Here is a 25778-nt window from a genome sequence, read left to right on the forward strand (position 1 = left end):
CACCTTCCCCGGCACCCTTACCAGCCCCAGCATTGATGCGTGGCGGGTGAGTGAGTCCATGGACTCACTCACCCGCCACAGTTGTTTTCTAGCGCCCAGGTTGTGGTGGTTTGGGGTCCACGGTGGCGGCCCTGGCGCTGGGCAAAGTGCTATCAATCCCCGGCAGGAGCCCGGGCGGTAGGCCTCCGCCCGGGCTCCTGCCGGGCAACGTCGACGGGGCGCAGCGCCGACCCCGACCGGCGCGGACCACAGCCCACCACCTGCGGCGATGGGGCCCGGCGGCAGGCACGCCACCGACCACGGGTCGGGAGGAGCGGCCGAGGTCAGCAGGCGCGCGGGGTCGGTAGGCCTGCGCCGCGCGGCAACGCGGTGCCGGTCGCGGTTCGGGTGACGACCGGCAGCCGGCCGGAGGGTGGCACCGCGCCGGCCAGCACCGCCGCCAGCGCCTTCATCGACGCTGGGTCGCGTGAATAGCTCGCCAGCCACGCCCCTGCGGCCACCGGCGGACGGTAGGGCGTCCCGGTCGACACGACCACGGTCCGCCGATCGGTGACGGGCGGCGGCGAGTTCCCGACCAGCACCACCCGGACCACAGCCGTACCCGCTCCCGAGGCGCCCGCTGCGGGCGGCGCTGGCGGGCGGCCGGAGCCCTGGGCGGCCAACCGGGCGCCGATCCCCCGGGCACCCAGGGCGTCCACGAGCATCTTCGCGGCGCCTGACGGCCCGGAGACCTCCACCGCCGGCTGCGTCCCGCCCGCACCTGCGCCGGCGGTGCCGCGGCTGAGCGGGAGCAGGTCACACGTCGGCTGGTCAAGGAGCGTGATCGCCCGCTCGGCGATCGCGGCTGCGGTGGCCGCCGCCTCCTCGGGGGTTCGGGCCGCGGCGGGCTCGGTGTGCGCCAGCCTCCACTTCATCCTCAGGATTCGACGTACCGACGCGTCGATCCGCTCCGGAACGATCGCCCCGGAGCGCACAGCGGAAACCACAGCATCAAGCGCCTGCGCCAGGTCCGGCGGCATCAGCAGCATGTCGACGCCGGCCTGGACGGCTCGCACCGCCGCGCCGCCGGGCGTGTTGTGCTCGGTGATCGCGGCCATGTTCAGCGCGTCGGTGACGATGACGCCGTCGAAGCCGAGCTCGTGGCGCAGCAGGCCGTCGACCACCGGCTTCGACAGCGTCGCCGGCGCGGCCGGGTCGAGCGCGGGGACGTTCAGATGACCGACCATGACCATCGGTACGCCCGCGGCGATCGCCGCCCGGAACGGCGGCAGGTCGAGCGCCGTCAGCGCCGCCCGGTCTCTGGTGATCGTCGGCAGGTCGGCGTGGCTGTCGACGGACGTCGCGCCGTGCCCGGGAAAGTGTTTCGCGGCCGCGGCCACCCCGACCTGCCGGTATCCTTCGACCGCCGCCGCGGTGAACCGCCCGACCGCCGCAGGGTCGTCGCCGAAGGAGCGCTCACCGATCACGGGGTTCGCCGGGTCGCTGTTGACGTCCGCGTCCGGGGCGAAGTCGACGTTGATGCCCAGGGCGCGCAGGTCCGCGCCGGTGATCTGCGCGGCGTCCCGCGCGTCGGTGGGACGTCCCGTCGCGCCCTGTGCCATCTGGCCGGGCAGCAGGGTCACGCCGTCCCGGACGCGCAGCACCGTTCCCTGCTCCTGGTCCGCGGCGATCAGCAGCGGGATGCTGGCCGCCGCGCTCAGGTCCGCGGACAGCGTCTTGACCTGGTTCGGGTTGACGATGTTGTCCGGGAGCGCCCCCGGGCCCGTCCCGCCGGCGTCGAAGTAGATCACGCCGCCCAGGCCCCGTCTCGCGACGGCTTCGGCGGCCGTGTCCACACCGGACGTCCGCCGGTTCGCGGTGACAACGGCCGGGCTCCGGTCGGCGCCCGCGGTACCGAAGACGTATCCCATCATCATCTGGCCTACGCGCTGCTCCAGCGACAGGCCGGCCAGCGTGGACTCGACCCAGCTGTTCTCCTCGGCCGAACCGGCGCCGGGGCCGCTCCCCGCGCCGCCCGGGTCGGCGGCCGACAGCTCGTCGGCGCCGGTTTCCGGGCCCTCGGCGGGGTGCTCCGCGGTGCCGCGCCCGGATTCCGCGCCCGCCGCGCCGCCGCCCGGGTCCCCCGCCCTGGCGGAGCCGCCTGCGGTGTCGCCGTCGGCGAGGCTGAGCCGGTCCGCCATCGAGCCGCCCGCGTCGGTGCCGCGGACCGCCCAGGCGAACGCCGTGACACCGGCCAGCGCCGCCAGGACGACCGCGAGCGCCACCCCGACGACCCGCACACGCCGCATTGACCATCCCCTCGCCCGCGAGTCGCCCGATCCGTCTCCTCGCACCGTCTGTGACCTCACCTGCCCGGACCGGACCGCTCGGAACCGGCCGGGAACCGAAACCAGCCGGCAACGGGAGCGAACCGTACACACCATCATGGATCGCCAAGCGGGGTGGGGTGGGCGCGGAGCGGAGCGCACGGGGACGTACGTTGCGAGGTGACCGTCGCGGCGCCTCCGGAGGTGCCAAGACAGGAGGCGTCATGAACCGTCGAGCACTGTTGCCGGTCGCCGCATGCGCGGGCGTCGGGATCAACGGCCTGCGGCTGCGCGCACGGATGCGGGAACTCGCCGTCATCGCACCGGCCGACGAGCCGGTACACCCCTCGCACGTCTTTCTGCTGGCGGACGGCGTCCGCCTCGACGAGCCGGCCCGGCGGGCGGCGAGCGCGCACGCGCTGCGGGAGGGCCTCACCGTCCTGGACCTCGTGCCGGCCCAGCTGCCCGCGCACGAACTGCTCGACCTCGCGCGGCTGGTCGATCCGGCGCGTTACCGCACCCAGCGGCTGGAACGGGGGCGCGGAGCCTTCCGTGCGCTGCTGGTCGACCGGGACGTCCTGGAGCGCACCGGGCTCGACCTGAAGGACCCGAGCCGCGTCGACCTGGTCGCGGCGACGGCGGCCCTCAAGCTGCTCGCGCCCGCGTCGACGGATCTGGCGATCCTGCCGGGCCTCACCACCGCGGACGGCTTCACACCCGCGGACGGCGGGCCGCCGACCGGGTCGGCGGACGGGTCGGACCGGGTCGCGGTGCAGTTCGCCGCTCGCCCGTGGGAGCCCGGCCAACCGTTCTTCCCTCTCGCCCGCGACCTCGCGGTGGCCGCCGGGGCCACCGCGGCCCCGGGCTGGGCGCTCGGCGCGGCGGTGCTGTCGTGGCTGCAGCCGTTGGTCGTCGGAGCCGGGCGCATCCGGGTACCCGCCACCGACCTCGTCCGCAGCCCGCTGACCCGCCGGCGGCCCGCGCTGCGGACCCTCGCGTCGGCGGTCGGCGGCGCGGTGACGGGCTCGGGCGTGGACCTGCCCAGGCCGGGGCCGCCCGCCCCCGAGCCCGCCGTGCTGGCCGCGAAGCGGCGTGAGTACGCCGCCGACCTGGCCGCCGGCATCGACCGGTTCCTGGAGCCGGCCACGACGAGCTGCCCCTGGTGCGGCGGCACGGACCTCTCGCTGGCCCTGCGCGGCGCGGACGCCATCCAGGTCAAGCCGGGGGTGTTCCGGTACGACCGCTGCGGCGGCTGCGGCCATGTTTTCCAGAACCCGCGGCTGACCCTCGACGGCCTCGACTTCTACTACCGGGACACCTACTCCGGCCTGGGCTCCGGGCTGACCGAGGAGCTCTTCCGCCGCAACACCGACAGCTACCTGGAACGGGCGCGGATCGACATACCCACGCCACGGCGCTGGCTGGACGTCGGCGGCGGGTTCGGGCACTTCTGCGCCGCCGCACGCGAGGTGTGGCCGACGACCTCGTTCGACGGTCTGGACATCGGCGCGGCCATAGGCGAGGCGGAGCGCCGGGGCTGGGTCGACCAGGCCTACCGGGGGCTGCTGCCCGACCTCGCCGGGACGATGAGCGGGCGCTACGACGTCGTGAGCATGTTCCACTACCTCGAACACACCCGGGACCCGCGGGCCGAGCTGCGCGCCGCCGCCGAGGTCCTCGCCCCGGGCGGCCACCTGCTCATCGAGGTGCCGAACGCGCAGAGCCCGGCCGCCCGGTGGTACGGGACGTACTGGCCGGGCTGGTTCGTGCCGCAGCACCAGCATCTCGTCCCGGCCGACAACCTGACGGCCGCCCTCGGCGAGGTCGGCCTCGAGGTGCTGGACGTGCGCTTCGGTGAGACGCACCAGCGCGGGGACGCCCCGGTGGTCTTCTGGGGGATGTGGCAGCGCGCGACACCGTCACCGGCCGTCCCGTGGCGCGAGGTCAGCCGGCCCGGCCTGGCCCGCGGCCGGCGCGCCCTCGTCGGCGCGGCGGTGTTCACCGCGATGCCGGCGGCGATCGCGTGGGACATGGCGAGCCGGCCGTACCTCACCACCGGTAGGCGCTCGAACGCCTACCGGATCCTGGCCCGCCTGCCCTGAGCCGCCTGCCCTGCTGCCGGACGGGCGCTGATGCCCCGCCCGGCAGCAGGGCCCGGCGACGATGGCTGCGGCGCGGTTCATCCGCCGGGCTGGCGTTCGCATGATCCCCCCTCCCTTTCATTACTCTGAGCGACGACAGTGGCCGCAGGGTAGCGAGGTGGCTGCCAGGGGGACAGACGATCTCCGCGCTCGTGGTCCCGCCGGACCACCCGGCCCAGCCGCGGCCGTGACGCCGGCACGGCAAGGCACGCGTCTCGGGGGGTGTGGGGGGCATGACTGGAAGGATGCGGCGGGGACAGCAGGACACCGCTGGCCGGCGGCGTGGGCCGGCAGCGGCCACCGCTGTCCTGCTGTCCGCGATGGTGGGCATGACGCTGCTCGCCGGCTGCGGCGGGTCCGGTCGGAGTCCCGCACCGGATCCCGGCCCGCGCCCCCACCCGGCGCCCGGCGCGAGCCCTTCGGTCGGCCCGCGCGCCGGCGGCGCGACGCCCCGCGAGGACGGCACGCCCGCCGGCGACGGCGCCGAGCTGGCTCTGCCCGCCGGCTGGAGCTGGGTCGCGCACGCGGACGTCCCCCAGATCAAGATCTTCGGGCGGCCCGGCGACGACGAGCCACGCTGGACGTTGGCGAGCCCGAACCCCCGCGGTGTTCCGCTGCTCTTCGGCGTCGAGGAGCGGCAGCCCGCCTGGCTGCGGGTCAAGGTTCCCGTCCGGCCGAACGGCAGCGTGGGATGGGTTCGCACGGCGGACACGACGATCTCGACCACGCCGTTCGAGCTGCTCGTCGACCGCTCGGAGCACCAGCTGACGATCTTTCGCGACAACACGGTGGTCACGAAGCTGCCGGTCGGGATCGGTACCGGGGCGACCCCCACCCCGACCGGCACGTTCTACCTGACCGAGCTGTTGCGCCCGGGCGACCCGAACGGCCCCTGGGGGCCGTTCGCCTTCGGCCTGTCCGGGTTCTCCGACGTGATCACCCAGTTCAACGGCGCCGAGGGCATCATCGGCCTGCACGGCACCAACCGCCCGGACCTGGTCGGCTCGGACGTGAGTATGGGATGCGTCCGGCTGCGCAACGCCGACCTGCTCCGGCTGGTGGACGTCGTCCCGCTCGGCACCCCGATCACGATCGTCGGGTGAGCCGACGGGCGCGGGCCCTCGCCGAGCCCTCGTCCGAGGGCGGCCGATCAGGGTTCGGGGCGGCTGTTCAGGATTCGGCGATGGCGAACACGCGGCGGTAGGGCAGGTCGAGCAACGCCTCGACGGCGACACCGCACGACGCGGCGGCGAGGGCCGCCGGCAGGGCCACCAGCAGCAGCCCGTGGTTGCCCCGCAGCGGCGCGTCGAGCAGGGCCGCGATCCGGCGTGGCACCGGCCCGGGCCGGGGACCGCGGCCGGGCGCGCCGGCCCGCAGCATCGCCGGCGGGACGGCCTCGGCCCGCTGGCGCCGACTGCGGGCGAGGCCCCTGCGCTTGGAGTGCCGGGCTGGCGGGGCGGGCTGAGCGTGCGGGGCGGACTGAGCGTGCCGGGCGCGCTCGCCGCGGACGAGGTCGTGGCAGGGCTCGCCTGGCCACCCGGGGCCGCGCACGATCCGCTGGAGCGTGGACGGGACCCGCCGCCCGATCCGTGAACTTCCCGTCCCGGCGGCCGCCGAATGCCGGTCGGCCTGTTCCGTCGCGGCGAGCGCGGCTGTTCCGACGACGTGGGCGACCGACCGGCGGTCGCCGACCTCCTGTGCCGCCTGCTCGTCCGCCCAGCGCTCGATCACGTAGTCGATCAGGGTGACCATGGGGCGCAACGCTGGGAGGGCAGCGGCCGCGAGGCGCGCGGTGAACGCGAAGCGGTGGTGCCGGCCGGCCAGGTGCGCCCGCTCGTGAGCGAGGAGCGCCTGGTGGCGGCCGTCACCGAGCGCCGTGAGCATTCCCTCCGTGACGACGATCCGCCCCGGCGCGCCGGGAAGCGCGAAGGCGTCCGGACGGCCGTCGGGGATCACCACCACCTCGCCGGTTCCCGGCAGCGCCGCCGCCTCCGTGCGGGCCGCGCGCAGGGAGTCGTACTGGCGCCGCCCGGTCACCGCCACCGAGGTGATCACGGCCGCGCCGAGCGCCAGGCACATCCACGACGCCCACAGCGGTGCCACGGCGATCTGCCAGGAGCGCGCCACCGCGCGCAGGTCGGGGGCGAACCCGATCAGGCCCGCCGCCGCGGGCATCCCGAACGCGAGCAGGCTCGCGGCGCTGGCCAGCGCGAACAGGACCGCGGCGGCGGTGAACCCGAGCACCGCAACCCGCGGGGGCAGCCGATCGACCAGGATGCGGCTCGTCACCACACCCGCCGCGGGCGCCAGGACGAGGGATACGAGCAGTTGGTCGACCACCGGGCTCAGCCCTGCCGGCGCGACTCGGAGCCGCGCCCGTGCTCACCGTGCTCGGCGGGGGCCGGCGCGGAGGCGAGAAGATCGCGGACGAGCGCCTCGTCGGTGGGCGAGAGCGCGGCGATGAAGTGCGTCAGGGCGCGGCGGTGATCGGCCTGCCCGGCGAGAAGCCGGTTCATCCGCCACGCGACGAGCGTGGCTGGATCCCCCGGCGCGGAGTAGACATAGCCCCGCCCGTGCCGCCGACGGGTGACCACACCCTTGGTGTGCAGGCGGGTGAGAGTGGTGACCACCGCGCTGTAGGACAGCCTCGCGGTGGCAGGAAGAAGATCGCGGACCTCACCCGGCGAGAGCTCCCCGGAGCGGTGCAGCACACCGAGCACCTCTTCCTCCAGCGACCCGGGTGGACGCCGCCGCGCGGCAGGCACCGCCTCGGGCTCCGGCTCCTCCGAACCCTCGTCCATCACACCGGCCCCCCGGCAGCTTCCGCGGCCCCGGGACCAGCCCGTCCGCACCCCGCCTCACGCGGACCACGATACGAGGCGGCCGGCCCCGGCCGGCTCCCGTCATGAGACGGAACACCACGGGGCCACGCCGCGCTCCCCCGACGGGGATCGGGCCGCGACCGGCCGCGACGCCACCGACAGCGGGGCCGGATATGGTGCCGGCATGTCGACCTTCAGGATCAGCGAGGTCGCCGGACTGCTCGGCGTCAGCGACGACACCGTGCGTCGCTGGGCCGACGGCGGCCGGCTACCGACGGTGCGTGACGGAGCGGGCCGGCAGGCCGTCGAGGGAGCCGTGCTCGCGCAGTTCGCGATCGACATCGCCGGCGAGCTGCCGCTGACCCCACCGGCGATCGTCGGCGCCTCGGCGCGCAACCGCTTTCCCGGCATCGTGACGCGGGTGCGCCGCGACGACGTGATGGCCCAGGTGGAGATCCAGTCGGGGCGGCACCGCGTGGTCTCGCTGATGAGCCGCGAGGCCGCGGACGAGCTGGGCCTGGAGCCCGGCGTGCTCGCCGTGGGCACCGTGAAGGCGACGAACGTGGTGATCGAGCTTCCCGAGCGGCACTGACGGCCTGCACGGGCTCACCTGCACGGGGCTCAGCCGCCTCGGCGGCGCCTTTCGCGCGGCGCTGGCGGCCGCGCTCCAGTCGCTCAGCCGACCCCGGCGCTCGTGTCTGCCATGCTCCCGGCGTCGATCCAGTCGCTGAGGATGTCACCGAAGACCGTCGGGTCCTCGCCCCGGTTCCAGAAGGCCGTCGCCCCCTGGACCGCTCGGGCGCCGGCGGCCAGGTAGTCGGCGACGTCCCGGCCGCCCAGCACGCCGCCGACGCCGACGACGTCCACCTGCTCGGGCAGGAGGGCACGGAGCTGGCGCACCTGGCCGAGGCCCACCGGCTTGAGCGCGGCTCCACTCAGCCCGGCGAGGGCCACGTCGAGGACGGGGCGCCGTCGGTCGTCGAGGACCAGGGCGTTCGGGAAGGTGTTGACGGCCGTGACGAACCTCGGCCCGCCGTCGGCCTCCGATCGGCGGCCGAGCAGCGCGGCCAGATCCGCCAGGGCCTCGGGATCGGAGAACGGCGAGACCTTGACCCCGTACGCGGGCGCGCGCCGGTGGCCGGGGCCTGCCCGGCCGGCGGCGAGGGCGGCCTCGACCTGGGCGCAGATCGCGTCGGTCTGACCGGGGTCGAAGCAGGCGATGCGCTTCTGCGAGCCGCCGTCCCACACGTTCGGGCATCCGAGGTTGAGCTCGATCAGGTCCGCACCGGTGTCCGCGGCGACACGGGCCAGCGTCGCGTACTCCTCGGCGGCGAACCCGGCCACGCTGACCACCAGCGGCTTGCCGTACCCGTGAGCGATGTCGGCCATCGCCGGGAGCTGTTCGGCGTAGTACCCGATCCCCCGGTTGGGCAGGCCGAGCGCGTTGAGCGAGTAGGAGCCGCCGGACCAGTAGACCTCGCCGCCGTTGCCGGTGCGGGCGTCTCGCGTGATCGAGCCGACGACGACCGCGGCGACGGCTCCGCGGGCGAGGGCGGTGACGTCCTCGACGGTCTTGCAGGTGCCCGCGGCGTTCATGATCGGGTGTTCGAGCGCGACCCCGGCGAGCGTGACCCCGCCCCCCGGCGGCGCCTCGCCCGTCACGCCGCGCCGCCGGTCACCGGGATGAGCCCCTCGCTGCCTGCCACGCGGCCAGCGTAACGGCCAGCGCACCCCCCTTACCGGGTGATCAGGTGGCTGGCGAGCGCCCCGCCGGCGGGTCCCGTGCTCGCCGCCGGCACGGCCCCCGCCGGCACGGCCCCGGACGGCACGGCGGCGGGCACCACGGTCCCCCGCACCCTGCGCCACAGCCACGGCAGCGAACCGGCGACCGCGAGCGCCGCGACGGCCGTCAGCACGAACGGGAGGTGTGCGTTCGCCGCGTACAGGGCGCCCGACGTCAGCGCCGCCCCGGCCGTCGCGGCGGTCTGGGTCGTCGTGAACAGGCCCTGCGCCCGCCCGGCACCACCGGGCCCGGACTCCTGCGCCAGCAGCGACTGGGCGGATGGGAAGCTCACGGCCAGCGCGATCGCCTCGGCACAGCTCACGAGGACGATCAGCCAGAACGACCCGATGAACGAGTAGGTGGCGACGGTGACACCCGTCGTGGCCGTGGCCGCCACCACCAGCCATCGGCGGTCGTTGTGGTCGGCGAGCCAGCCCGCGGGCATGGCGCAGACGATGTAGGGCAGCGAGAACAGAGTGAAACTGAGCCCGACCAGCTCCGTCGAGATGCCCCGGTCGGTCAGCAGGAGGCTCCAGCAGGTCTCGTAGGTCCCGACGGCCAGGCCGTTCACCGCGGCGACCAGCAGCAGCCCCTCGATCCCTGGCCCCACCACGGCGAGGGGTGACCATGTTCGCCGCCGGGACGCCCACGCGGGAGCCCGCCGGCCGGCATGACCAGGGGAACCGTCGCGGTGCACGGCGACTGCCGCCACGGCCGCGACCGCCTCCGCGCCGCCCGCCCGCCCACCGGGGACGCCCGCACCCCCACCCGCGGTGGGACCGACAGCGGAGGCGTCGGAGCCGGTGGAGGCCACAGACAGCGCCGGCGCGTGACCGGGGCCGTCCGGCCGGAGCAGGACGAGCACCGGGACGGAGGCGACCGCCGCGGCCACCCCTGCGCCCAGGAAGAGCAGGTCCATCCGCTGCTCGCCAGCCAGCCCGCCGAGCAGCGGACCGATGGCGGTGCCGGCGATCTGACCGGTGTAGACGGCGCTGACGGCCCGGCCGGTGAGGTCCGGCGGCACGGTCGCGGCGATCGCGGTGAGCACGGCCACCTCGAACGCCCCGGCCCCGGCCCCCTGCAGCACCCGCATCGCCGTGTCACACATGATCCCCGGTGAGACGATCAGCCCGGCGCACCCCACGGCGTAGGCGACGAGCCCCGCGACCAGCACCGGGCGGTGCCCCCGCGTCGTGGTGGCCAGGCCCGCGGGGTACTGGGAGAGCAGCGCGCCGAGGAAGAACGCGGCCATGACCACGCCGACCCCGCCGGCGGAGACGTCCCGTTCCTCCAGGTAGAGCGGGAGGATCGGCGCGATCGCGAACGCCCCGAGCCACTGCAGCAGCGTGGCCGTGCCGAGGGCGACCACCAGACGTCCGACGGCGCCGTGGGTCAGCGAGGCGGCCTGTGGCCCGCCCGGACCGGTTCCCGCGGATGGCCCTGCTGACCCTCGTGGCCCGTCCGGCCCTCGTGGCCCACCCGGCATGCCTGGCCCCGCGCCGCCCGCGGGCTCGGTTCGGTCCGCGGGCTCGGTTCGGTGTTCTCGGCCGGGCCACGGCCGACTGGATGGTCCCGCGCTTCCCGTTGCTCTTCGCATAGCTCCGTCGCCCCCGTCGGCGCGCGTCCGAACCGCCTCGAGCGCCTGGCTCGGGCTGACGCGCTTCCGGGTCCTCCGCCCGGTTCGTCCCGTCGAAGTACTACCGTCCGTCCGGACGGTCGGTCAACCCGGTAGCATAGGCAGCGCGGTGCGAAGTGCCAGGTGGGCCGGTCAGTGCGGCACAATGGCGCTCGTGCCCGCCTCGGACCCGGCTGCGACGCGACAACGGTTGCTGGACGCGGCTTGGCGTGTCCTCACCCGGCACGGCAGTCAGGCACTCAGCCTGGACGCCGTCGCCCGCGAGGCGGCGGTCTCCAAGGGCGGCCTCTTACACCACTTTCCGACGCGGGCGTCGCTCATCGACGCGCTCTACGACCGGTGGAACGACGAGTTCGAGTCGGAGGTCACCGCCCGGGCGGTGCTGGACGACCGGCCCGGCGGCTGGGCACGTGCCTACCTGGACGCCACGACGGCGGCCGGCGTCCAGCCTCGGGACAGCACGGCCGAGGTCGGGTTCCTGGCCGCCCTCATCGCCGATCCCGAGCGGTTGCAACGCTTCCGCCAGCGATACGAGCACTGGCAGAACCGCCTCGTCCAGGACCGCATCGACCCGGCGGCCGCGACGCTGATCCGCATGGCGGCCGACGGGATGTGGCTGGCCGAGCTGCTCGGGCTTGCCCCGCCGACCGGGGAGCTGCGCCGCCAGATGCTCGAGGCTCTGCGTGCGATGGCCACCCCGGGCGGGCCGGCCCCCGCCCCCGGGACGCCCGCGCTCGGGCCGCCCGCGCTCGGGCCGAGCACGGCCGCGGAGCAGGCCGCCCGCTGATCCCCGCCGCCGCCCGCCGTGCCGGACGTAGGCGACCCACCAGCTCGGCTGGAGCTGCCCGCCCTCGTCGTCGATGATGTTCGGGGACGAGACGAAGCGAGGGGGCGTCCATGACGACTGCCGACTCACCACTCGGCGGCAGGCCGGCCGCGCCAGCACCCGGGCCCTTCCGGGAACCCCTGACTTCCAGGGGGCCCGTGACTTCCCGGGAGCCTGAGCCGCCGCCGGCGTCCGCGCCGTTCGCCGAGAAGATGGCCTATTACCGGTCCCAGCACACCACGCGGGGAATCCGGGCAACTCATCTCGTGGGTATCCCCGGCGTGGCCTTCTCCCTGCCGCTGCTCGTCGGCCGGCCCAAGGTGGGCCTGCCGATGTTCGTGGCGAGCTGGGCACTGCAGGTCGCCGGGCACTCGGTCTTCGAGCAGAACAGCCCCACGCTGACCAAGGGCTTCGTCACCTACCAGCTGTGCGGGCTGGCGTTCTGGTGCGAGGAAGTCGCCGATCTGCTCGCCGGGCGCGGCCTGGGCGGCCAGACCCGCCCGCCACGCCGCTCCCGGACCTAGGCCCCGGACCCTGCGGGATCGGCCCAGCGGGACGCGCCTAGTTGCAACGGCACTTGTGCGTGACCTCGTCGTTGGTAATGGCGGCGTCGGGCCTGGTGTCGGTGTCGCCTGCGCCAGGCCGACCAGGCCCGGACGACGTCGGCCGAGTGGAGTTTCCGCGGACGTATCCGCTCGTCCCCGAGCCGACGTGCCGCGCCGGTTGGCACCGGCGCTCCGGTGTTCCGCGGAACACCAAGATCGATTGAGGTTGGTGGTGACCGCGGCGTGCGGAGCAGGGAACACCCAAATGCCGTTGCCGTACTAGCGGCGCGCGCCGGGCGCGGCACCGTAGCCACCGGGGCCACCGGGGCCACCGGGGCCGGCCGGCGGTGCCTGCCCGGCCTGCGGCGGGCGGCCGACTCCCGGCGGCGGGCCGGCGGGCCGGGTCACCTTGGGGTCGATCCGGCGCAGCATCATCGAGGTCAGCGCGAGCGCCGCCGCGCCGAGGACCAGGCCGAGGACGACGTCGAGCACCCAGATGCCCGCGCTGTGTTCCCACAGCCCGTCGGCCGGGTCCGTGCGCAGCACCTCGTTGCCCAGCTTGGACACCTCGTTGAGGTCGTCGGTGGACGCCAGCGCCGCGAAGCCCCACCGGGCGGGGGCGATCCACGCGACCTGCTCCATCACCAGACGGCCGGACAGCGACACCAGCCCGCCGGAGAGCACGAGCTGCGCCATGGTCACCAGCACCAGGATCGGCATCGTCTTGTCCGCGTTGTCGACCAGTGTCGACACGAGCAGGCCGATCATCATGGACGCCAGCGCAGCGACGATCACCGCGGCCAGGCATTCCACCAGCGGCGAGCCCAGCAGGGACGCCTCCGGCGGCGTGCGGCCGACCAGCCCGATCAGCGTGAAGATCACGCACTGCAGGGTCGTGATACCGGTGAGGACGATGATCTTCGAACCGAGATAGGCCGTCCGGGACAGGCCGATCGTTCGTTCCCGCCGGTAGATGTCGCGTTCCTTGACGATCTCGCGGACCGAGTTCGCCATCCCCATGAAACACGCACACAACACCAGCACCACGAGGACCTTCATCGCGTCCGGGTTCGGTGCGTCCGGCAGGGGTTTCAGCCCGTCGGGGGCCGGGATCACCCGCGGGATGATCCCGAGCAGGAACGGGAAGGCGGCGATGAGCCGCAGGTAGGAACGGTCCGCCAGCACGACCCGCAGATATCGCCGGGTCAGCGTCGCGAGCTGGGAGGTGACCGGCTGCTGGCGCACGCTCGGCAGCTCCGCCGGCGCCTTGCGCACGATCGGCGCCACGACCGCGGAGGGCACGAAGTACTCCGAGGCACGGAACCGGGCCGCCATCTCCGCACCCGGCGTGCTTTCCAGCTCCCGGAACACCGCCGCGAACTCGCGGAAGTCCTCCTTGCCGAAGAAGCGCAGCGCCCCGTCCGACGGGCCGAAGTAGGCCACGTGCCCACCCGGGGCGAGCACCAGGATGTAGTCGCACAGGTCCAGGAACAGCACGCTGTGCGTGACGACGATGACCGTGCGGCCGCTCTCGTCCGCCGAACCGACCCCGCCGCCCTTGGCCAGGCCCTTCAGCGTCTCCATCACCGACTGGTCGTTCGCCGGGTCCAGCCCCGACGTCGGCTCGTCCAGGAACAGCAGCGACGGCCGGGTCAGCAGCTCGAGGGCCACCGACGTCCGCTTCTTCTGCCCGCCCGACAGCCGGCTCACCGCCGTGTCGGCGTGCGCGGTCAGACCGAGCTCGCCGATGACCTCCGCCACCCGGGCCCGCCGCTCCTGCGCCGTGGTGTCCGCCGGGAACCGCAGCTCGGCACCGTACTCGAGCGCCTCACGCACGGTGAGCTGGGCGTGCAGCGGATCGGCCTGCGGGACGTAGCCGATCCGCCGGCGCAGCTCGTCGTACTCGGCGTAGAGATCCCGCCCGGCGTAGCGGACGGAGCCCACGTCCGCCGGGCGGAAGCCGGTCAGCGCGTTGAGCAGGGTCGACTTGCCCGCACCACTGGGACCGACCACCCCGAGCAGCGAGCGGCCCGGGAGCCGGAAGGTCATGTCGTGCATGAGCTGCTTGGTGCCGGCGAACACCGACAGCGCCTGCACCTCGAAGGCGACGTCACCCGAGTCGACGTACTCCACCAGCGAGTCGCCCTCGAGCTGGTAGAGGTGGTGCCCGATCGCGATGACGTCGCGCTGCCCGACCTGTGCCCGCCCGATGCGCTGGCCGTTGAGGAACGTGCCGTTCGCCGACCCGAGGTCGACGACCTCGACCCTGCCGGGGGCGACCAGCAGCTCGGCATGGTGCCGCGAGGCGAGCAGGTCCGAGACGGAGATGTCGTTGTCGCGCGAGCGGCCGAGCCGGAGCGTGCCGGGCCGCAGCGGGTGCATCTTGCGGCGGGCGTGCACGATGGCGCTCTGCGCCGTCTCCAGGCCGAGCGCCGCGGAGGCGGTGTCCGGGCCGGCGGCGCCCGGGCCCCCGGCGTGCGGTGGCTGGTGGCCCCCCGGGACCGGCGGGCGGGCCGATGCCGGGGCCGTCGGCGGTGCCGCTACCCGGGCCCGGCCGGAGGCGGGCGCGCGACCGGGGGCAGGCGCCTGACCGGGGGTGGGCGCGTGGCCGGGAGTAGGCGTGTGACCTGGGCCGACGGGCGCGGGACCGGGGTTGGGGTTGGGCGACGGCCATCCCGGCGCACCCGCCACGCGCGGCGGCGGCCCGGCCGGGACCGCGGGAGCGGGTGCCGAGGCGGCGGGCGCGGAGCCCGCTCCGGCACCGGAGGCCAGCCCGACGGACGAGGGCACCAGCACGACCTCAGGGCCGTCCGCGGCGCCGAGCCGGAAACGGACCTCGGTCGAGCGGACCGTGGTGTCCCCCATCCGGCGCCCGTCCTGCCAGAGGCCGTTGGCGCTGGTGTCCCGCACATGCCAGCCGCCGGCGACCGGCTCAAGCACGAGATGACGCCGGGACACCCGCGCGTCGTTGATGACGATGTCCGCGCCGCGTGCTCGACCGACCACGCACGGAGCGTCGCCCGTCAGCGTGTTGTGGCCCGCCGGGCTGATCACGCTCAGCGTGGTCCGATCCACCTGTACTCCCCTTTGCCCCTACCGCCATGGTGCCGGCTGCGATGTCAGTGCCGGCCAGGCGACGCCGTGGCCGCGCGACGACGTTGATCGTCCGCTCGACGACACCTAGTCTGCCTTCCCGACCCGACGGATTCTGCACTGATCCGCGACATGTCCGGAAGGCGACGACCGACAAAGCAAACCACCAGGGCGGATGATCCGAACCGCCCGCCTTCGTCCGGCGGGCGGTTCGGCCGTGCGGGGAGCTGGTTCAGAGCTTGCGGTACCGCGCCTCGATGAAGGAGTAGGCACCGAACAGGACCAGGCCGACGGCACAGACGACGAGCAGCACCTGGCCGTACGCCTGGTCGGCGATCGTGCGGAGCGTGCCGTCGAAGCCCTTGGCCTCGTCGGGGTCGAACTCGACGGCGGCCTTGACCACGAACACCCCGGCCAGGCCGAACACGATGCCGCGCGCGACGTAGCCGACCTGGCCGACGCGCTTGCTGGCGGCGCGCATCGCGGGGCTCATCTCCCCGCTCCTGAGCTTCTCCTCGAACTTGGTCGTCACACCCTTGACGATCATGCCGATGCCGACACCGACCACAATCAGGCCGACCGCGCCGACCAGCCACCGGCCACCGGTGTTATCCATGACCCGTGCCGTATACGGAGCGGGCTCACCAGAGCCGGATCCCGAACTACCCGAGGTGAGGAAGGCGACGACGCTGCCCGCGATCACAAGGTAGATCACACCGCGGATACCGGACACCACCCGCTTGGCTGTGCGCTTCTTCTCGTCGGATTCCTCGTGGTGCCCGACGGCCGCTTCCAGCAGGCGCCACAGCGCATATCCGACAAATCCGATGACGAGCAGGATCAGCACCGCCGCGCCGAAGGGCTTGTCCGAGATCTCCCGCAGCGCGCCCTGCCGGTTCGCCTGCTCCCCGGAACCGCCGAACGCGATCTGGAGGGCGATGATCCCGATCAGGACGTAGACCAGTCCTCGGGCTGCGAAACCGAGGCGTGCGGTCAGGTCGACCGCCTTGCTGTCGTGGGCACGCCGGGCCTTGGCGCCGCCGGCAGACGCGGCCGCGCGCCCTGGTCGCGCGACACTGGGTACGGACACGGGTCCTCCTCGACGAACAGTTCGGGCGGAACGCCCTTAGGCCGTCTGCCCGACGGGAGGCCCACAAAACGGATAGGCGTCAGCCGGACGACATCAGGTCACGGACGGTGTCAGGTAACGCAGCAGCACGACGCCGTCGAGCTGGCGGACGTCCACGAGCCGCAGTCGGTGCGCGGTGTCGAACGGGAACGAACCCGGGCCGACGAACGTCGGCGCGGCGGCCTCACCGACGAAGAACGGCGCGATGACCAGGTGCAGCTCATCCACCAGGCCCGCGGTGAGGAACGCGGTGTGCACGGTGGTGCCCCCCTCGACCAGTAGGCGCCGCGTGCCGCGTCGGCTCAGGTCGTCCAGCAGGTGCTCCAGCGGCGGCGCCTCGAGATCGACGACGGTCGCCACCACGGAAAGATCCGGGGGGACGGCCGGCGCCGGCGTCCCGGTCCCGGTACCCGCCCCGGCTCCAGCGCCGGGCCCAGATTCAGGCGCGGGCCGGGGCGCGGCTCCGGCGAACCGGTAGACGACCTTCTCCGCGCCGTCCAGGAAGAAGCGGGCGTCCGGGTCGAGCCGTCCGCCGCTGGTCAGGACGGCGCGCAGCGGCGTCGCCGGCCGGCCGGCCGCCGTCCGCTCGGCTCGGCGGAGCTCCGAGCGGACCGCGAGGCCGGGATTGTCGCGGCGCAGCGTACGGGCACCGACCAGGATCGCGTCGCAACCGGCCCGGACCTCGTCCACGCGGTCGAGATCGGCCTGGCTGGAGAGGACCAGCCGCTGGGGCGAGCAGTCGTCGATCCGCCCGTCCAGTGACATCGCGCAGCTCAGAAGCACGTACGGGCGCGCGGTCACTCCTCGGAGTCTTCGCCGTCCGAGTCCCCGCCGCCTGCCCCGCCGCCACCCGAGCCACCGGAACCACCCGAGCCGCCGACGGCGTTCCCGCAGCGCTGGTCCACCCAGTCCGCGAGCTGGGCGCGGGGGCTGAGCACCGTCGGATCGTCCGCGACGCGGTCGGCGATGGCCCGGATGTCGTCCTCGGGCGCCAGGTCGCGTACGAGGAGGGCGACCAGGCGCGCCGACTCCGGATTCTGTTCGATCTCGCTCGGCTGAATGTTGATCTGTGAGCAGACCACGGTCGCGCCGGCCGCACGGGTCTCCTCGGAGACCTGGTCACAGCCGGCGAGGCCGGCGGCGCCCGCCGCGACGAACAACGCCGCGGCGAATCCCGGCCGACCAGGCCGCGCGCTCCTGCCAGGAGCGGATATCGGTGTCATGTCTCCGAGGATGGCACGGACCGGTCGGTGCGGAGATCTGTCGGAGGTGAGGACTACCGTCTCACGGTGTGCGGATCGCGACCTGGAACATCAACTCGGCCAAGGCCCGGCAGCCCCGGCTGATCGAATGGCTTGACCGCGCGAGCCCCGACGTGGTCTGCCTGCAGGAGACCAAGCTCTCGGACGAGGCGTTCCTCGAGCTCTTCGACGAGGATCTCTTCCGCCGCGGCTACCGGGTCGCGCACCACGGCGACGGCCGCTGGAACGGGGTGGCGATCCTCTCCCGCGCCGGGCTGGAGGACGTACGGCGCGGGCTGCCCGGCGACCCCGGGTTCCCGGGGCCCGAGCCGCGGGCGATCTCCGCGAGCTGCGGCGGGATCCGGATCTGGTCGCTGTACGTGCCCAACGGGCGCACGGTGGAGGACCCGCACTACGCCTACAAGCTGGCCTGGCTGGCCGCACTGCGCGACGTCGTGGCCGAGCTCGCCCCGCAGGGGCCGGTGATGACGCTCGGCGACTTCAACATCGCGCCGACGGACGCCGACGTCTGGGACATCGCCGAGTTCGAGGGCGCGACCCACGTGACCGAGGCCGAGCGCGCCGCGCTCGGGCGGCTGCACGACGCCGGCCTGCTCGACCTGATGCGCGAGCGCTGGCCGGACGAGACCGTCTACACCTACTGGGACTACCGTCAGCTCTGCTTCCCCAAGAACTACGGGATGCGCATCGACCTGACCCTGGCCACGGCCGACGTCGCGGCCCGGGCACGCGCGGTGTGGGTAGACCGGGCCGCCCGCAAGGGCACCGGGACGAGCGACCACGCCCCGGTCGTCGTCGACCTGGACGAGGCGCCGGACGGCGACATCGGCCCGATGGTGCCGCCCCCGTCCTCGCGCGGCTCCTCCGCGCGTGGGTCGTCCTCCCGCGCCGGGGCGGGCACCCGCCGTCGCGCCTCCACCTGACCGCTCCCCGGCCGGCTGCCGACGCCGGCTCGGCCCGTAACGCAGTCGCCCCCGGCGAACGGACCAGACAGGGTCCGCACACCGGGGGCGATCATGCTTCGTTCTCCGGTCAGGCGCTGCTAGCGCGCCGACCGGTGCCGCGTTGGGTCAGGACGCGGGCGACTCGGCCGCCGCGCCGCCGTCACGCAGGGCACCACTCTCGGCGACGGAGCTGTTCTGGGCGCTGGAGCTGTTCTCCGTGCCGGCGCTCCCCTCCGCCGTGGGCAGCTGCGCCGCCGCCGGGGAGGCGCTGACCGGGATCCGCGTGCTGCGCGGCGCCGCCGCCGCTCCCGCCAGCCGGACGGTCAGCACACCGCGGTCGTAGCGCGCGCTGATCCCGGTCGCGTCGACGTTCTCCGGAAGGGCGAACTCCCGGCGGAACGACCCGTGCCACCGCTCGCGGTGTACCCGGCCGTTGACCGTCTTCTCCTGGGTGGACGAACGCTCACCGCGGACGACGAGCGCCCCGCGGTCGATCTCCACCGTCACGTCCTTCTCGACGTCGACACCCGGCAGCTCGAGATTGATCAGAACGTCGTCCCCGTCGACCAGGACATCGGCGCTCGGCACGACGCTCTGCGGACGGTTCGTCGCGCGCAGCGGGCGCACGGTGCGCTCCCGCGAGCCCCACGACCGCCGGACGATCTCGTTGAACTCACGGTCCATGCGCTCGAACGCGGCGAACGGGTCCCACAGGTAGGTGCTCATCTCGGTCGTACTCCCCTCTGGGCGGGGCCTCGTGCGTGAAGCCTCTCGTCGTCGGGCCCGATCGGCCTCTCCGTCGGGCACGTGCATGAGTCTAGACGACTCAATCTTACGAAGGCAAGTGAGCTCAGTAACTCGCATGCCACTGATGTGCAGAACCATTGTTGGAGGAGGCTCTGCTCCTGCGGCGCCACCCCCCACCGCGCAGGACAAACCGCTGCGGGCTCCGACAGTCACCCGCGTTACGGCGCCGACCAGGAGGAACCTCGCGCGAGGACGCCGCCTGACCACCAGTGAGCCGGACCCATGGGCGGGCAGGCCGCCGGACGCGTGAGCGGCCCAGCGCGTCCGGTCGTCCCGGATCGCGCTGGGCCGCGTCTCCGCCCACCGCTGCTCCGTCCCGCCGGCGGGAGACCACCGGCAGGAGGGGTTCGGCGCCCGGGGCGTTACTTGGGGTCCTCCGCGTAGGTCACCTTCACATCGGTGAAGCCGAGCGCACCGAGAAGGCCGCGCAGCATCGCCGTGGTGTTCGTCTTCGCGAGCGCGAGCACCTGGCCGTCGGCATTCGCGGCGTCGGCCATCTTCGCGGACGCCGTCTGGTAGAGCTCGGAGTCATTGCTCTGGCCGCCGAACAGCCCGCCCACCCGGTTCAGCACGCCCCGCTGGCGGGCGACCACGTAGCTCTTGGCGAGATCGAGCCGCGGCTCGGAGATGGTGGGAGCGGGCAGCTGGATGGTCACCGACCGCCGGTCCGCGGAGACGGTGACCGCGCCGTCCCCGAGCTTGCCGAAGTCGATGACCGAGTCGACGGTGCCGACCCCGACGAACAGCGTGCGCTCCCCGCGCAGCGCGTCCGGGATCCAGCGACTGTCCTCCTCCAGGTCGACGACGACCTCGAAGTGCGCGCTCGCCGCGTGGTACTCGCTGAGATCCTCGAGCGAGCGGAGCACGGCCGGCGAGCTGCGGTCGATCGTCCGCTCCTCGAACGGGTTCGGTATCGACGGCCGCCAACCGGCGACGAACGCGAGGCCGGAGATGACGAGGAGCACCAGCACGAGGTAGGCGATCAGGCGGACGGGGCTGAGTCGGGAGCGCACCGCGCGGATACGTCGCGTGGCGCCGGAATCGTCCTGCTCGGTGGAACCAGGCGTGTCCCGAAGGGCGGAACCGGACTCGTCACTCATGGTCGGACATGTACCCGACGAAGATTGCGATCAATCGTTGTCGCGATCGTGCCGCGCGTCGCTTCCCAGCCGCGGGGGCCGGTCAGGAGCGCGGGCGGGAGACCTCGGTGGTGCGGGCGACGACGATCGCGGTGCGGTCGTCGCTCGGCCGGCCCGGGGCGTGGCGCCGCACGACCTCGAACGCGTCGTCCAACAGCTCGGCCGGCGCCCGCCGCGGGTCGCGCAGCAGCTCGGCGACGAGCCGATCGACGCCGAACTGTTGGTGGGCCGCGTTCCTGGCCTCCACCAGCCCGTCGGTGTACACGAACAGCACGTCGCCGGGTTCCAGCCGCAGCACGTCGGTGTGCCACGCGCCGTCGGCGGCGACCAGGCTCGACATGATCGGCCCGGTGGCGGCCAGGCAGGCCACCTCCGCGCGGCGGCCGGCGGCCTGTGGCCGTCCCGGCCCCGTTTCCGGGAGTCCCGGGCCCCCAGCCCCAGCCCCGCCACCACCGCTGCCGCCGCTGCCCGCGCCAGCGCCGCTGCCACCGCTGCCACCGCCAGCGCGGCTGCCAGCGCCGTCACCGACGCCTCCGGACCCGGCGCGGGCCGCCGCCGAGGCCAGTCCTGGCTCCCGCGCCTCCCCGCCGGAGGCACCACGCCCGGACCGGCTCACCGCCTCGGCGCGCGCCCCGCGCCCCGCGCCGGCCGTGCCCTCGACGGCGTCCACTCCAGAAGTGTCCGTTCCGACGAGACCGGCTCCAACGGCATCGGCTGCGGCGGCATCGCGCTCGACGGCCTCGCCCTCGATGGTCTCGCTGACGACGGCACCGGCGACGAACGTGCCGGCGACGGCGACAACCGTCCGCGGACCGGCGGGCTCCCCCGCCCTGGGCGCGCCCTCTCCGACGTCGCCCGCGGTCCCGGCGCGACGCGCCCGGCGCAGCAGCAGCGCGTCCGGATGGCCCGCGTTGGCGAGCCGGACCTCCCCGCTGGCGGGGTCGACCACCGCGACCACCGCGGTCGCGAACATCTCGTCGGTCTCCCCGAGGCTGTCGACGACCCACTCGATCGCCTGGCCGGGATCGGCGCCCCGGGTCAGCGCGGCGTCGAGGAGCTGCTTGAGGCGCAACGCGAAGACACCGGCCACGGCGCCATGGCCGGAGACGTCACCGACCACGATCCCGACCCGTCCGTCCGGGAGCTCGAAGGAGTCGTACCAGTCGCCGGCGAGCTCGCCCTGCGCCGGGTCGACCCGTCCCCGCAGCACCAGCCCAGGCGCCCGCAGCACGGACGGTGTGAGCGCGTCACGCAACGCGACCACCGCCGGCCCCTGCTGGGCGAGGGCCTCCCATGACCGCTCGTTCTGCCGCACGAGCCGGACGAGCTGCGCGCGCATCGCCTCGATGTTGCCGGCGAGCTCGACGATCTCCTCCGGCCCGACCTCGGGGATCCTGGTGTCGTACCGGCCGGCAGCGACGGCGTTCACCGCCCGGCGCAGGGCGTCGATGGGGCGCAGCAGCCACCTGCGCAGCACGGTCAACACCGTGAGTACCACGCCGAGAATCACAAACGCGGCGCTCGCCAGTGAGCTGAGGAGGAGGACCGCGGCGCTCTCCAGCCGCCCGGACGCCGTGGTCTGCTCGTTGTCGATCGCTATCCCGAGATCCGCCACCCGGCCGCGCAGCTCGTTGAAGCGCACCCTGCCGCCGGCCTTTTCGATGTTCCGCGCGATCTGGACGTCGCCGACCTCCATCGCGGCGACCTCGGGTTCGGCGACATCACTGCGCCACGCCTGGTAGGCGGCCTCGATCTCGGCGGTGCCCTGGATGAGGTCGGGGAACTCGGCCAGCAGTTGCTGTAGCCGGTTCATCTGCTGGGGAATCGTGCGATCGGACTCGATGTACGGGCCGAGGAAGCTCGGCTCCTCGGTGATGAGATAGCCGCGGACGGCGCTCTCCTGGTCGACGAAGTCGGCGAGCAGAAGAGCGGTGGTCGTCGCCGCCGGGTCGAGCCGCTCGCCGCGCTCGGCGGCCGCGTTGTTCGCGCGCAACGCGGCGAACACGGCGAGCGCGAGCATCACGGCTACGGCGATCGTGGAGATCGTGACGAGCACGCGGATACCGCTGCGCAGACCCGCCGTCTCACCCACCCGTCACTCCTCCGGCGCACGACCGCGGTGATCCCGGGGGTGTCCCCGGCGAGGCCGTCCCGCCACGACGCACTGTCCTCAGGAGACATTGTCGTCCAGGTCGGGAGACGCCCATCCAGCGGCCATCCGATCAGCAACGCCGGGGCACCAGATCCCGACATCGTTCGGTGTCGACCTCCGGTAGTTCCGGTGTCGGGTATGCATGGTTGGCATGCGTAATCATGGTGCCGGGCAGCGGGTGGGGGCCGGGAGCCGGCACACCTCCGACCGTCGGCACGCCGGGCATCGGCGAGACATCGGCCGGGCATCGGGCAGACGGTGGTGGTCCGCGCGGGACACCGCGCGCGGTAGCCGTCAACGGCGCGGGCCCACGCGTTCGGGCTTCGGCCGCCGGGATCCGGCTCGACGCGGGCCACTGTGGTAACGGTGCGCTCGCACACCCCAACCGATCGTGATCACCAACAGGGCACCGAGGAGGGACCCGACGACCGCCCGTGACGTGGGCTCGGCGCCCGCCGGGTGGGCGAGCACGACCTGACCGACGGCTCCGCCGAGCAGCGCGCCGAGGACGCCCAGCACGGAGGCCGTCCCCAGCATCAGCGGGCGGCGGCCGGGAAGGACCGCTCGGGCCGCCACCGCCGCGAGCATCCCGAGCACGAACGAGGTGAGCACGAACCAGAGCACCGATCGCCCCCCGCCGGCCGCCGCCCGCCCCGGATGGGCCCTGGGCGAACCACGATCACACTGAGATACCCTGCCAACACGTTCGGGAACCAAGCGTGGCGGACGTCCCCCGCCGGGATTTCGTCCTTTCTGGTGGTCCCACCCGATTCGCACGGCGGGCACGGCCGGGGTTCGGCCCCGGACTCCTCGTCTCGACAGGACACCGCCAGGAACGTTCGGCTACCGTGCGTTCGTTCGAGTAACCGAGCAGAAAGAGCGGAACCCACCGGCGCGACTGGTGGTTACCTGTCGTCACCCGACTGTTTCGTCAGTGCAGGCCGTGTGGTGGTGAGGAACCGCGGCGCGGTGAGGAGCATCAGCCCCGGCGGAAGACGCCTCGCGTTCCGCCGGCCCAGGCACGGTCACTCGAACCCGGTCCCGGCACGGCCGTCCGCGGCCGTGCCCATCCCGTGGGCGTACCGCCCTCCTCGTCGCCGTTCGGCGACCATGACGTCCACTCGCCCGAAGGAGATCATTCCGACGATGCCGACGACGACCTCATCAGGCACGCGATGACGGCGAGCACGCCCGCCGAGCCGGCGCGTCGCCAGGCCGCCCCGTCCGACACCGGGCGGGGCGGGGCGACGTCGACCGTCCCGTCCGACACCAGGCGGCGGGGCGGGGCGACGTCGACCGCGCCCGCCCGCGGCCGGCACCGTGGCTCGCGGCCGGTGCCGTCCGACACCGCGGTCTGGACCCGCGGCCTGTCCAAGCGGTACGGCGAACGCCGCGTCGTGGATCACCTGGACCTCCGCGTTCCCGTCGGCGCCCTCTCCGGCTTCGTCGGACCGAACGGCGCCGGCAAGTCGACGACGCTGCGGATGCTGCTGGGCCTGGTCCGCCCGACCGAGGGCCAGGCCTACGTCCTCGGCGAGCCGGTGAGCGCGCCCGATCAGTACCTCGACCGGACCGGGGCGATGATCGAAGGGCCGACGTTCCATCCGGGCCTGTCCGGTCGGCGCAATCTCGACCAGCTCGCCCTGCTGCGCGGACTCGGCCGATCCCACCGGGCGGGCGGAGCCAGCAGGCACGGAGCGGTTGGTGCGGGAGCGGCCGGCCCCGGCCGGCGGGGCCGGCGCGATCGGGTGGCGGAGGTACTCGACCAGGTCGGCCTCTCCACCCGGGCCGACGACCGGTTCAGCACCTATTCCCTGGGGATGAAGCAGCGGCTCGGTATCGCGGCGGCGCTGCTACCGAACCCGGACCTGCTGATCCTGGACGAGCCGACGAACGGGTTGGACCCGGCCGGCATCCGGGAGATCCGCACGTTGCTGCGGGATCTCGCCGGCACGGGGATGACGGTCTTCGTGTCCAGCCACCTGCTCTCGGAGGTGGAGCAGATCTGCGACCACCTGGTGATGATCAGGAACGGCCGGATGCTGTTCCAGGGGCATGTGGCCGAACTCCTGGCGGCCGAGGACCCGCGCATCCTGATGGTGCCCGAGCGCGATGACGACGCCGTCCGGCTCGCCGGGGTGCTGGGCGCGGCCGGGCTGCGCATAGAGATCGAGATGGCCGGCGGGTCACGGCCCATGCCGGCGATGGTCGAACGGCACCCGGTGGTCGTCGCGCACGCGCCCGAAGGGCTGGCGCCGGACATCAACCGGCTGGCCATGCGGGCCGGGATCACCCTGCGGTCGATCCGGACGCACCGGCCGAACCTGGAGGAGACCTTCCTCAAGGCGACGGGGGACGTCGACGGTGACCTGACGATGCGAGGTGGTGCCACATGATCGACGCTTTCCGCTCCGAGTGGGTACCGCTGCTGCGCCGGCGGTTCCTGGTCGGCACTCTCGTCGCCGTCGCGGCCGTCGCCGCGCTGGGCACGGCGCTGACGATCTTCTCGGCGGGCCGCACCGACTTCGACGGCGATCCGGTGTCGGTCGCGATGCTCGCCGCGCCGTCCGGGGTCATCGAGGGCCTGGAGGCGGTGACGATCCTGCTGGGTGTGGTGGCGCTGTCCGTCACCGCCTCGGCGATCGCCGGCGAGTACTCCCATGGGACGCTGCGCAACCAGCTCGTCGCGCAGCCGCACCGGTTGCGGCTGCTGGCCGGCAAGGTGCTGGCGCTGGTGGTCTTCCTCGTGCTCGTGGTCACCGTGTCCGCGCTGGTCACGGTGGGGCTGTCGTTCGCCCTGGCGCCGTTGAACAACATCCCGACCGACGCGTGGCTGTCCCTTCCCGGGCTGGCCGAGTTCGGGAAGGGCCTGGCCAACGTGGCGTTCGGCACCCTCGGCTACGCCGCCGTCGGGGCGCTCGCGGCCGTGGTGCTGCGCTCCCCCGCCGCGGCGATCGCGGTCGGGGTCGCCTACGCCCTGCCGGTCGAGATGCTGGTGTCCCGGATCTACGCCCCGGCCGGCGGGTGGCTGCCGGCGCACCTGATGGAGATCGTGGCCGTCGGCGGCAACGGGTACACGACCGCGTACTCCGCCGCGGGCGTGCGGGTGCTGGTGTTCTGCGGGCTGGCCGCGGCGGTCACGGCGGTGCTGTTCCGCCGCCGGGACGTCACCGCCTGACGACCAGGGCGCCGG

Annotated in this window: 21 protein-coding genes; 8 read left to right on the forward strand and 13 right to left on the reverse strand. The window is 73.8% G+C overall.

The genetic code is table 11. The annotated features are described in order from the left end of the window. Positions 1-323: 323 nt before the first annotated feature. A complete protein-coding gene (locus E0504_RS04700) occupies positions 324-2288 on the reverse strand; it encodes a glycoside hydrolase family 3 protein (RefSeq protein ID WP_112109221.1) in 1965 nt (654 codons plus the stop codon). 242 nt (positions 2289-2530) lie between these two features. Here E0504_RS04700 and E0504_RS04705 point away from each other — a divergent pair, with 242 nt between their 5' ends. Next, entirely contained in the window at positions 2531-4408 is a 1878-nt protein-coding gene (locus tag E0504_RS04705) for a class I SAM-dependent methyltransferase (protein WP_131622146.1), read from the forward strand. A 272-nt stretch (positions 4409-4680) separates the two neighbouring features. Beyond that, complete coding sequence (locus E0504_RS04710) at positions 4681-5550, forward strand: L,D-transpeptidase (RefSeq protein ID WP_243657411.1); 870 nt, start codon at positions 4681-4683, stop codon at positions 5548-5550. Between the two features lie 67 nt (positions 5551-5617). Here E0504_RS04710 and E0504_RS04715 read toward each other — a convergent pair whose 3' ends face one another. Continuing rightward, positions 5618-6787 carry a M48 family metalloprotease gene (locus E0504_RS04715; RefSeq protein WP_112109219.1) on the reverse strand — a complete coding sequence of 390 codons (1170 nt, stop codon included), beginning with the start codon at positions 6785-6787 and terminating at the stop codon, positions 5618-5620. A 5-nt stretch (positions 6788-6792) separates the two neighbouring features. After that, the gene (locus E0504_RS04720; RefSeq protein ID WP_131622148.1) at positions 6793-7248 is read right to left on the reverse strand and encodes a BlaI/MecI/CopY family transcriptional regulator; all 456 of its coding nucleotides are present in this window, start codon (positions 7246-7248) and stop codon (positions 6793-6795) included. A 205-nt stretch (positions 7249-7453) separates the two neighbouring features. Here E0504_RS04720 and E0504_RS04725 point away from each other — a divergent pair, with 205 nt between their 5' ends. After that, the gene (locus E0504_RS04725) at positions 7454-7861 is read left to right on the forward strand and encodes a molybdopterin-binding protein (RefSeq protein WP_020462748.1); all 408 of its coding nucleotides are present in this window, start codon (positions 7454-7456) and stop codon (positions 7859-7861) included. Between the two features lie 83 nt (positions 7862-7944). Here E0504_RS04725 and E0504_RS04730 read toward each other — a convergent pair whose 3' ends face one another. Together E0504_RS04730 and E0504_RS04735 are read right to left on the reverse strand one after the other, a co-directional pair. Next, entirely contained in the window at positions 7945-8931 is a 987-nt protein-coding gene (locus E0504_RS04730; protein ID WP_131622150.1) for a tRNA-dihydrouridine synthase, read from the reverse strand. 74 nt (positions 8932-9005) lie between these two features. Further along, positions 9006-10538: an MFS transporter gene (locus E0504_RS04735; RefSeq protein WP_112109216.1), complete on the reverse strand. Its 1533-nt coding sequence runs from the start codon at positions 10536-10538 to the stop codon at positions 9006-9008. A 340-nt stretch (positions 10539-10878) separates the two neighbouring features. On the opposite strand from E0504_RS04735, the gene E0504_RS04740 reads away from it, so the two are divergent. Then, complete coding sequence (locus tag E0504_RS04740; protein ID WP_243657412.1) at positions 10879-11475, forward strand: TetR/AcrR family transcriptional regulator; 597 nt, start codon at positions 10879-10881, stop codon at positions 11473-11475. Positions 11476-11672: 197 nt separating this feature from the next. After that, positions 11673-12038, forward strand: coding sequence for a DUF962 domain-containing protein (locus tag E0504_RS04745; protein WP_235015031.1), 366 nt, complete (start codon positions 11673-11675; stop codon positions 12036-12038). A gap of 300 nt (positions 12039-12338) precedes the next feature. Here E0504_RS04745 and E0504_RS04755 read toward each other — a convergent pair whose 3' ends face one another. From E0504_RS04755 to E0504_RS04770, 4 genes are all read right to left on the reverse strand, one after another. Then, positions 12339-15134: an ATP-binding cassette domain-containing protein gene (locus E0504_RS04755; RefSeq protein ID WP_131622156.1), complete on the reverse strand. Its 2796-nt coding sequence runs from the start codon at positions 15132-15134 to the stop codon at positions 12339-12341. A 250-nt stretch (positions 15135-15384) separates the two neighbouring features. Further along, positions 15385-16242 carry a DUF1206 domain-containing protein gene (locus E0504_RS04760; RefSeq protein WP_112108799.1) on the reverse strand — a complete coding sequence of 286 codons (858 nt, stop codon included), beginning with the start codon at positions 16240-16242 and terminating at the stop codon, positions 15385-15387. Positions 16243-16335: 93 nt separating this feature from the next. Beyond that, positions 16336-17082 carry a RibD family protein gene (locus E0504_RS04765; RefSeq protein WP_112108800.1) on the reverse strand — a complete coding sequence of 249 codons (747 nt, stop codon included), beginning with the start codon at positions 17080-17082 and terminating at the stop codon, positions 16336-16338. Next, the gene (locus tag E0504_RS04770) at positions 17079-17504 is read right to left on the reverse strand and encodes a hypothetical protein (protein ID WP_112108801.1); all 426 of its coding nucleotides are present in this window, start codon (positions 17502-17504) and stop codon (positions 17079-17081) included. The genes E0504_RS04765 and E0504_RS04770 overlap by 4 nt, the downstream gene beginning before the upstream one ends. A gap of 68 nt (positions 17505-17572) precedes the next feature. Between E0504_RS04770 and E0504_RS04775 the strand changes: the two genes are divergently transcribed. Continuing rightward, entirely contained in the window at positions 17573-18466 is an 894-nt protein-coding gene (locus E0504_RS04775; protein ID WP_020462757.1) for an exodeoxyribonuclease III, read from the forward strand. A 147-nt stretch (positions 18467-18613) separates the two neighbouring features. Here the strand turns inward: E0504_RS04775 and E0504_RS04780 are convergent, their stop codons facing one another. From E0504_RS04780 to E0504_RS04795, 4 genes are all read right to left on the reverse strand, one after another. Beyond that, the gene (locus tag E0504_RS04780; protein WP_112108802.1) at positions 18614-19213 is read right to left on the reverse strand and encodes an Hsp20/alpha crystallin family protein; all 600 of its coding nucleotides are present in this window, start codon (positions 19211-19213) and stop codon (positions 18614-18616) included. A 443-nt stretch (positions 19214-19656) separates the two neighbouring features. Next, a complete protein-coding gene (locus E0504_RS04785; RefSeq protein ID WP_131622158.1) occupies positions 19657-20394 on the reverse strand; it encodes a DUF4230 domain-containing protein in 738 nt (245 codons plus the stop codon). Positions 20395-20476: 82 nt separating this feature from the next. Next, a complete protein-coding gene (locus tag E0504_RS53380; RefSeq protein WP_131622160.1) occupies positions 20477-22525 on the reverse strand; it encodes a SpoIIE family protein phosphatase in 2049 nt (682 codons plus the stop codon). 354 nt (positions 22526-22879) lie between these two features. Next, on the reverse strand, positions 22880-23209 hold the full coding sequence (locus tag E0504_RS04795; protein ID WP_112105814.1) for a hypothetical protein: 330 nt from the start codon (positions 23207-23209) through the stop codon (positions 22880-22882). A 551-nt stretch (positions 23210-23760) separates the two neighbouring features. Here E0504_RS04795 and E0504_RS04800 point away from each other — a divergent pair. Then, complete coding sequence (locus E0504_RS04800; RefSeq protein ID WP_112105815.1) at positions 23761-24981, forward strand: ABC transporter ATP-binding protein; 1221 nt, start codon at positions 23761-23763, stop codon at positions 24979-24981. Further along, entirely contained in the window at positions 24978-25763 is a 786-nt protein-coding gene (locus tag E0504_RS04805; protein ID WP_071061467.1) for an ABC transporter permease subunit, read from the forward strand. The genes E0504_RS04800 and E0504_RS04805 overlap by 4 nt, the downstream gene beginning before the upstream one ends. Positions 25764-25778 lie beyond the last annotated feature (15 nt).

The organism is Parafrankia sp. BMG5.11, assembly GCF_004337455.1.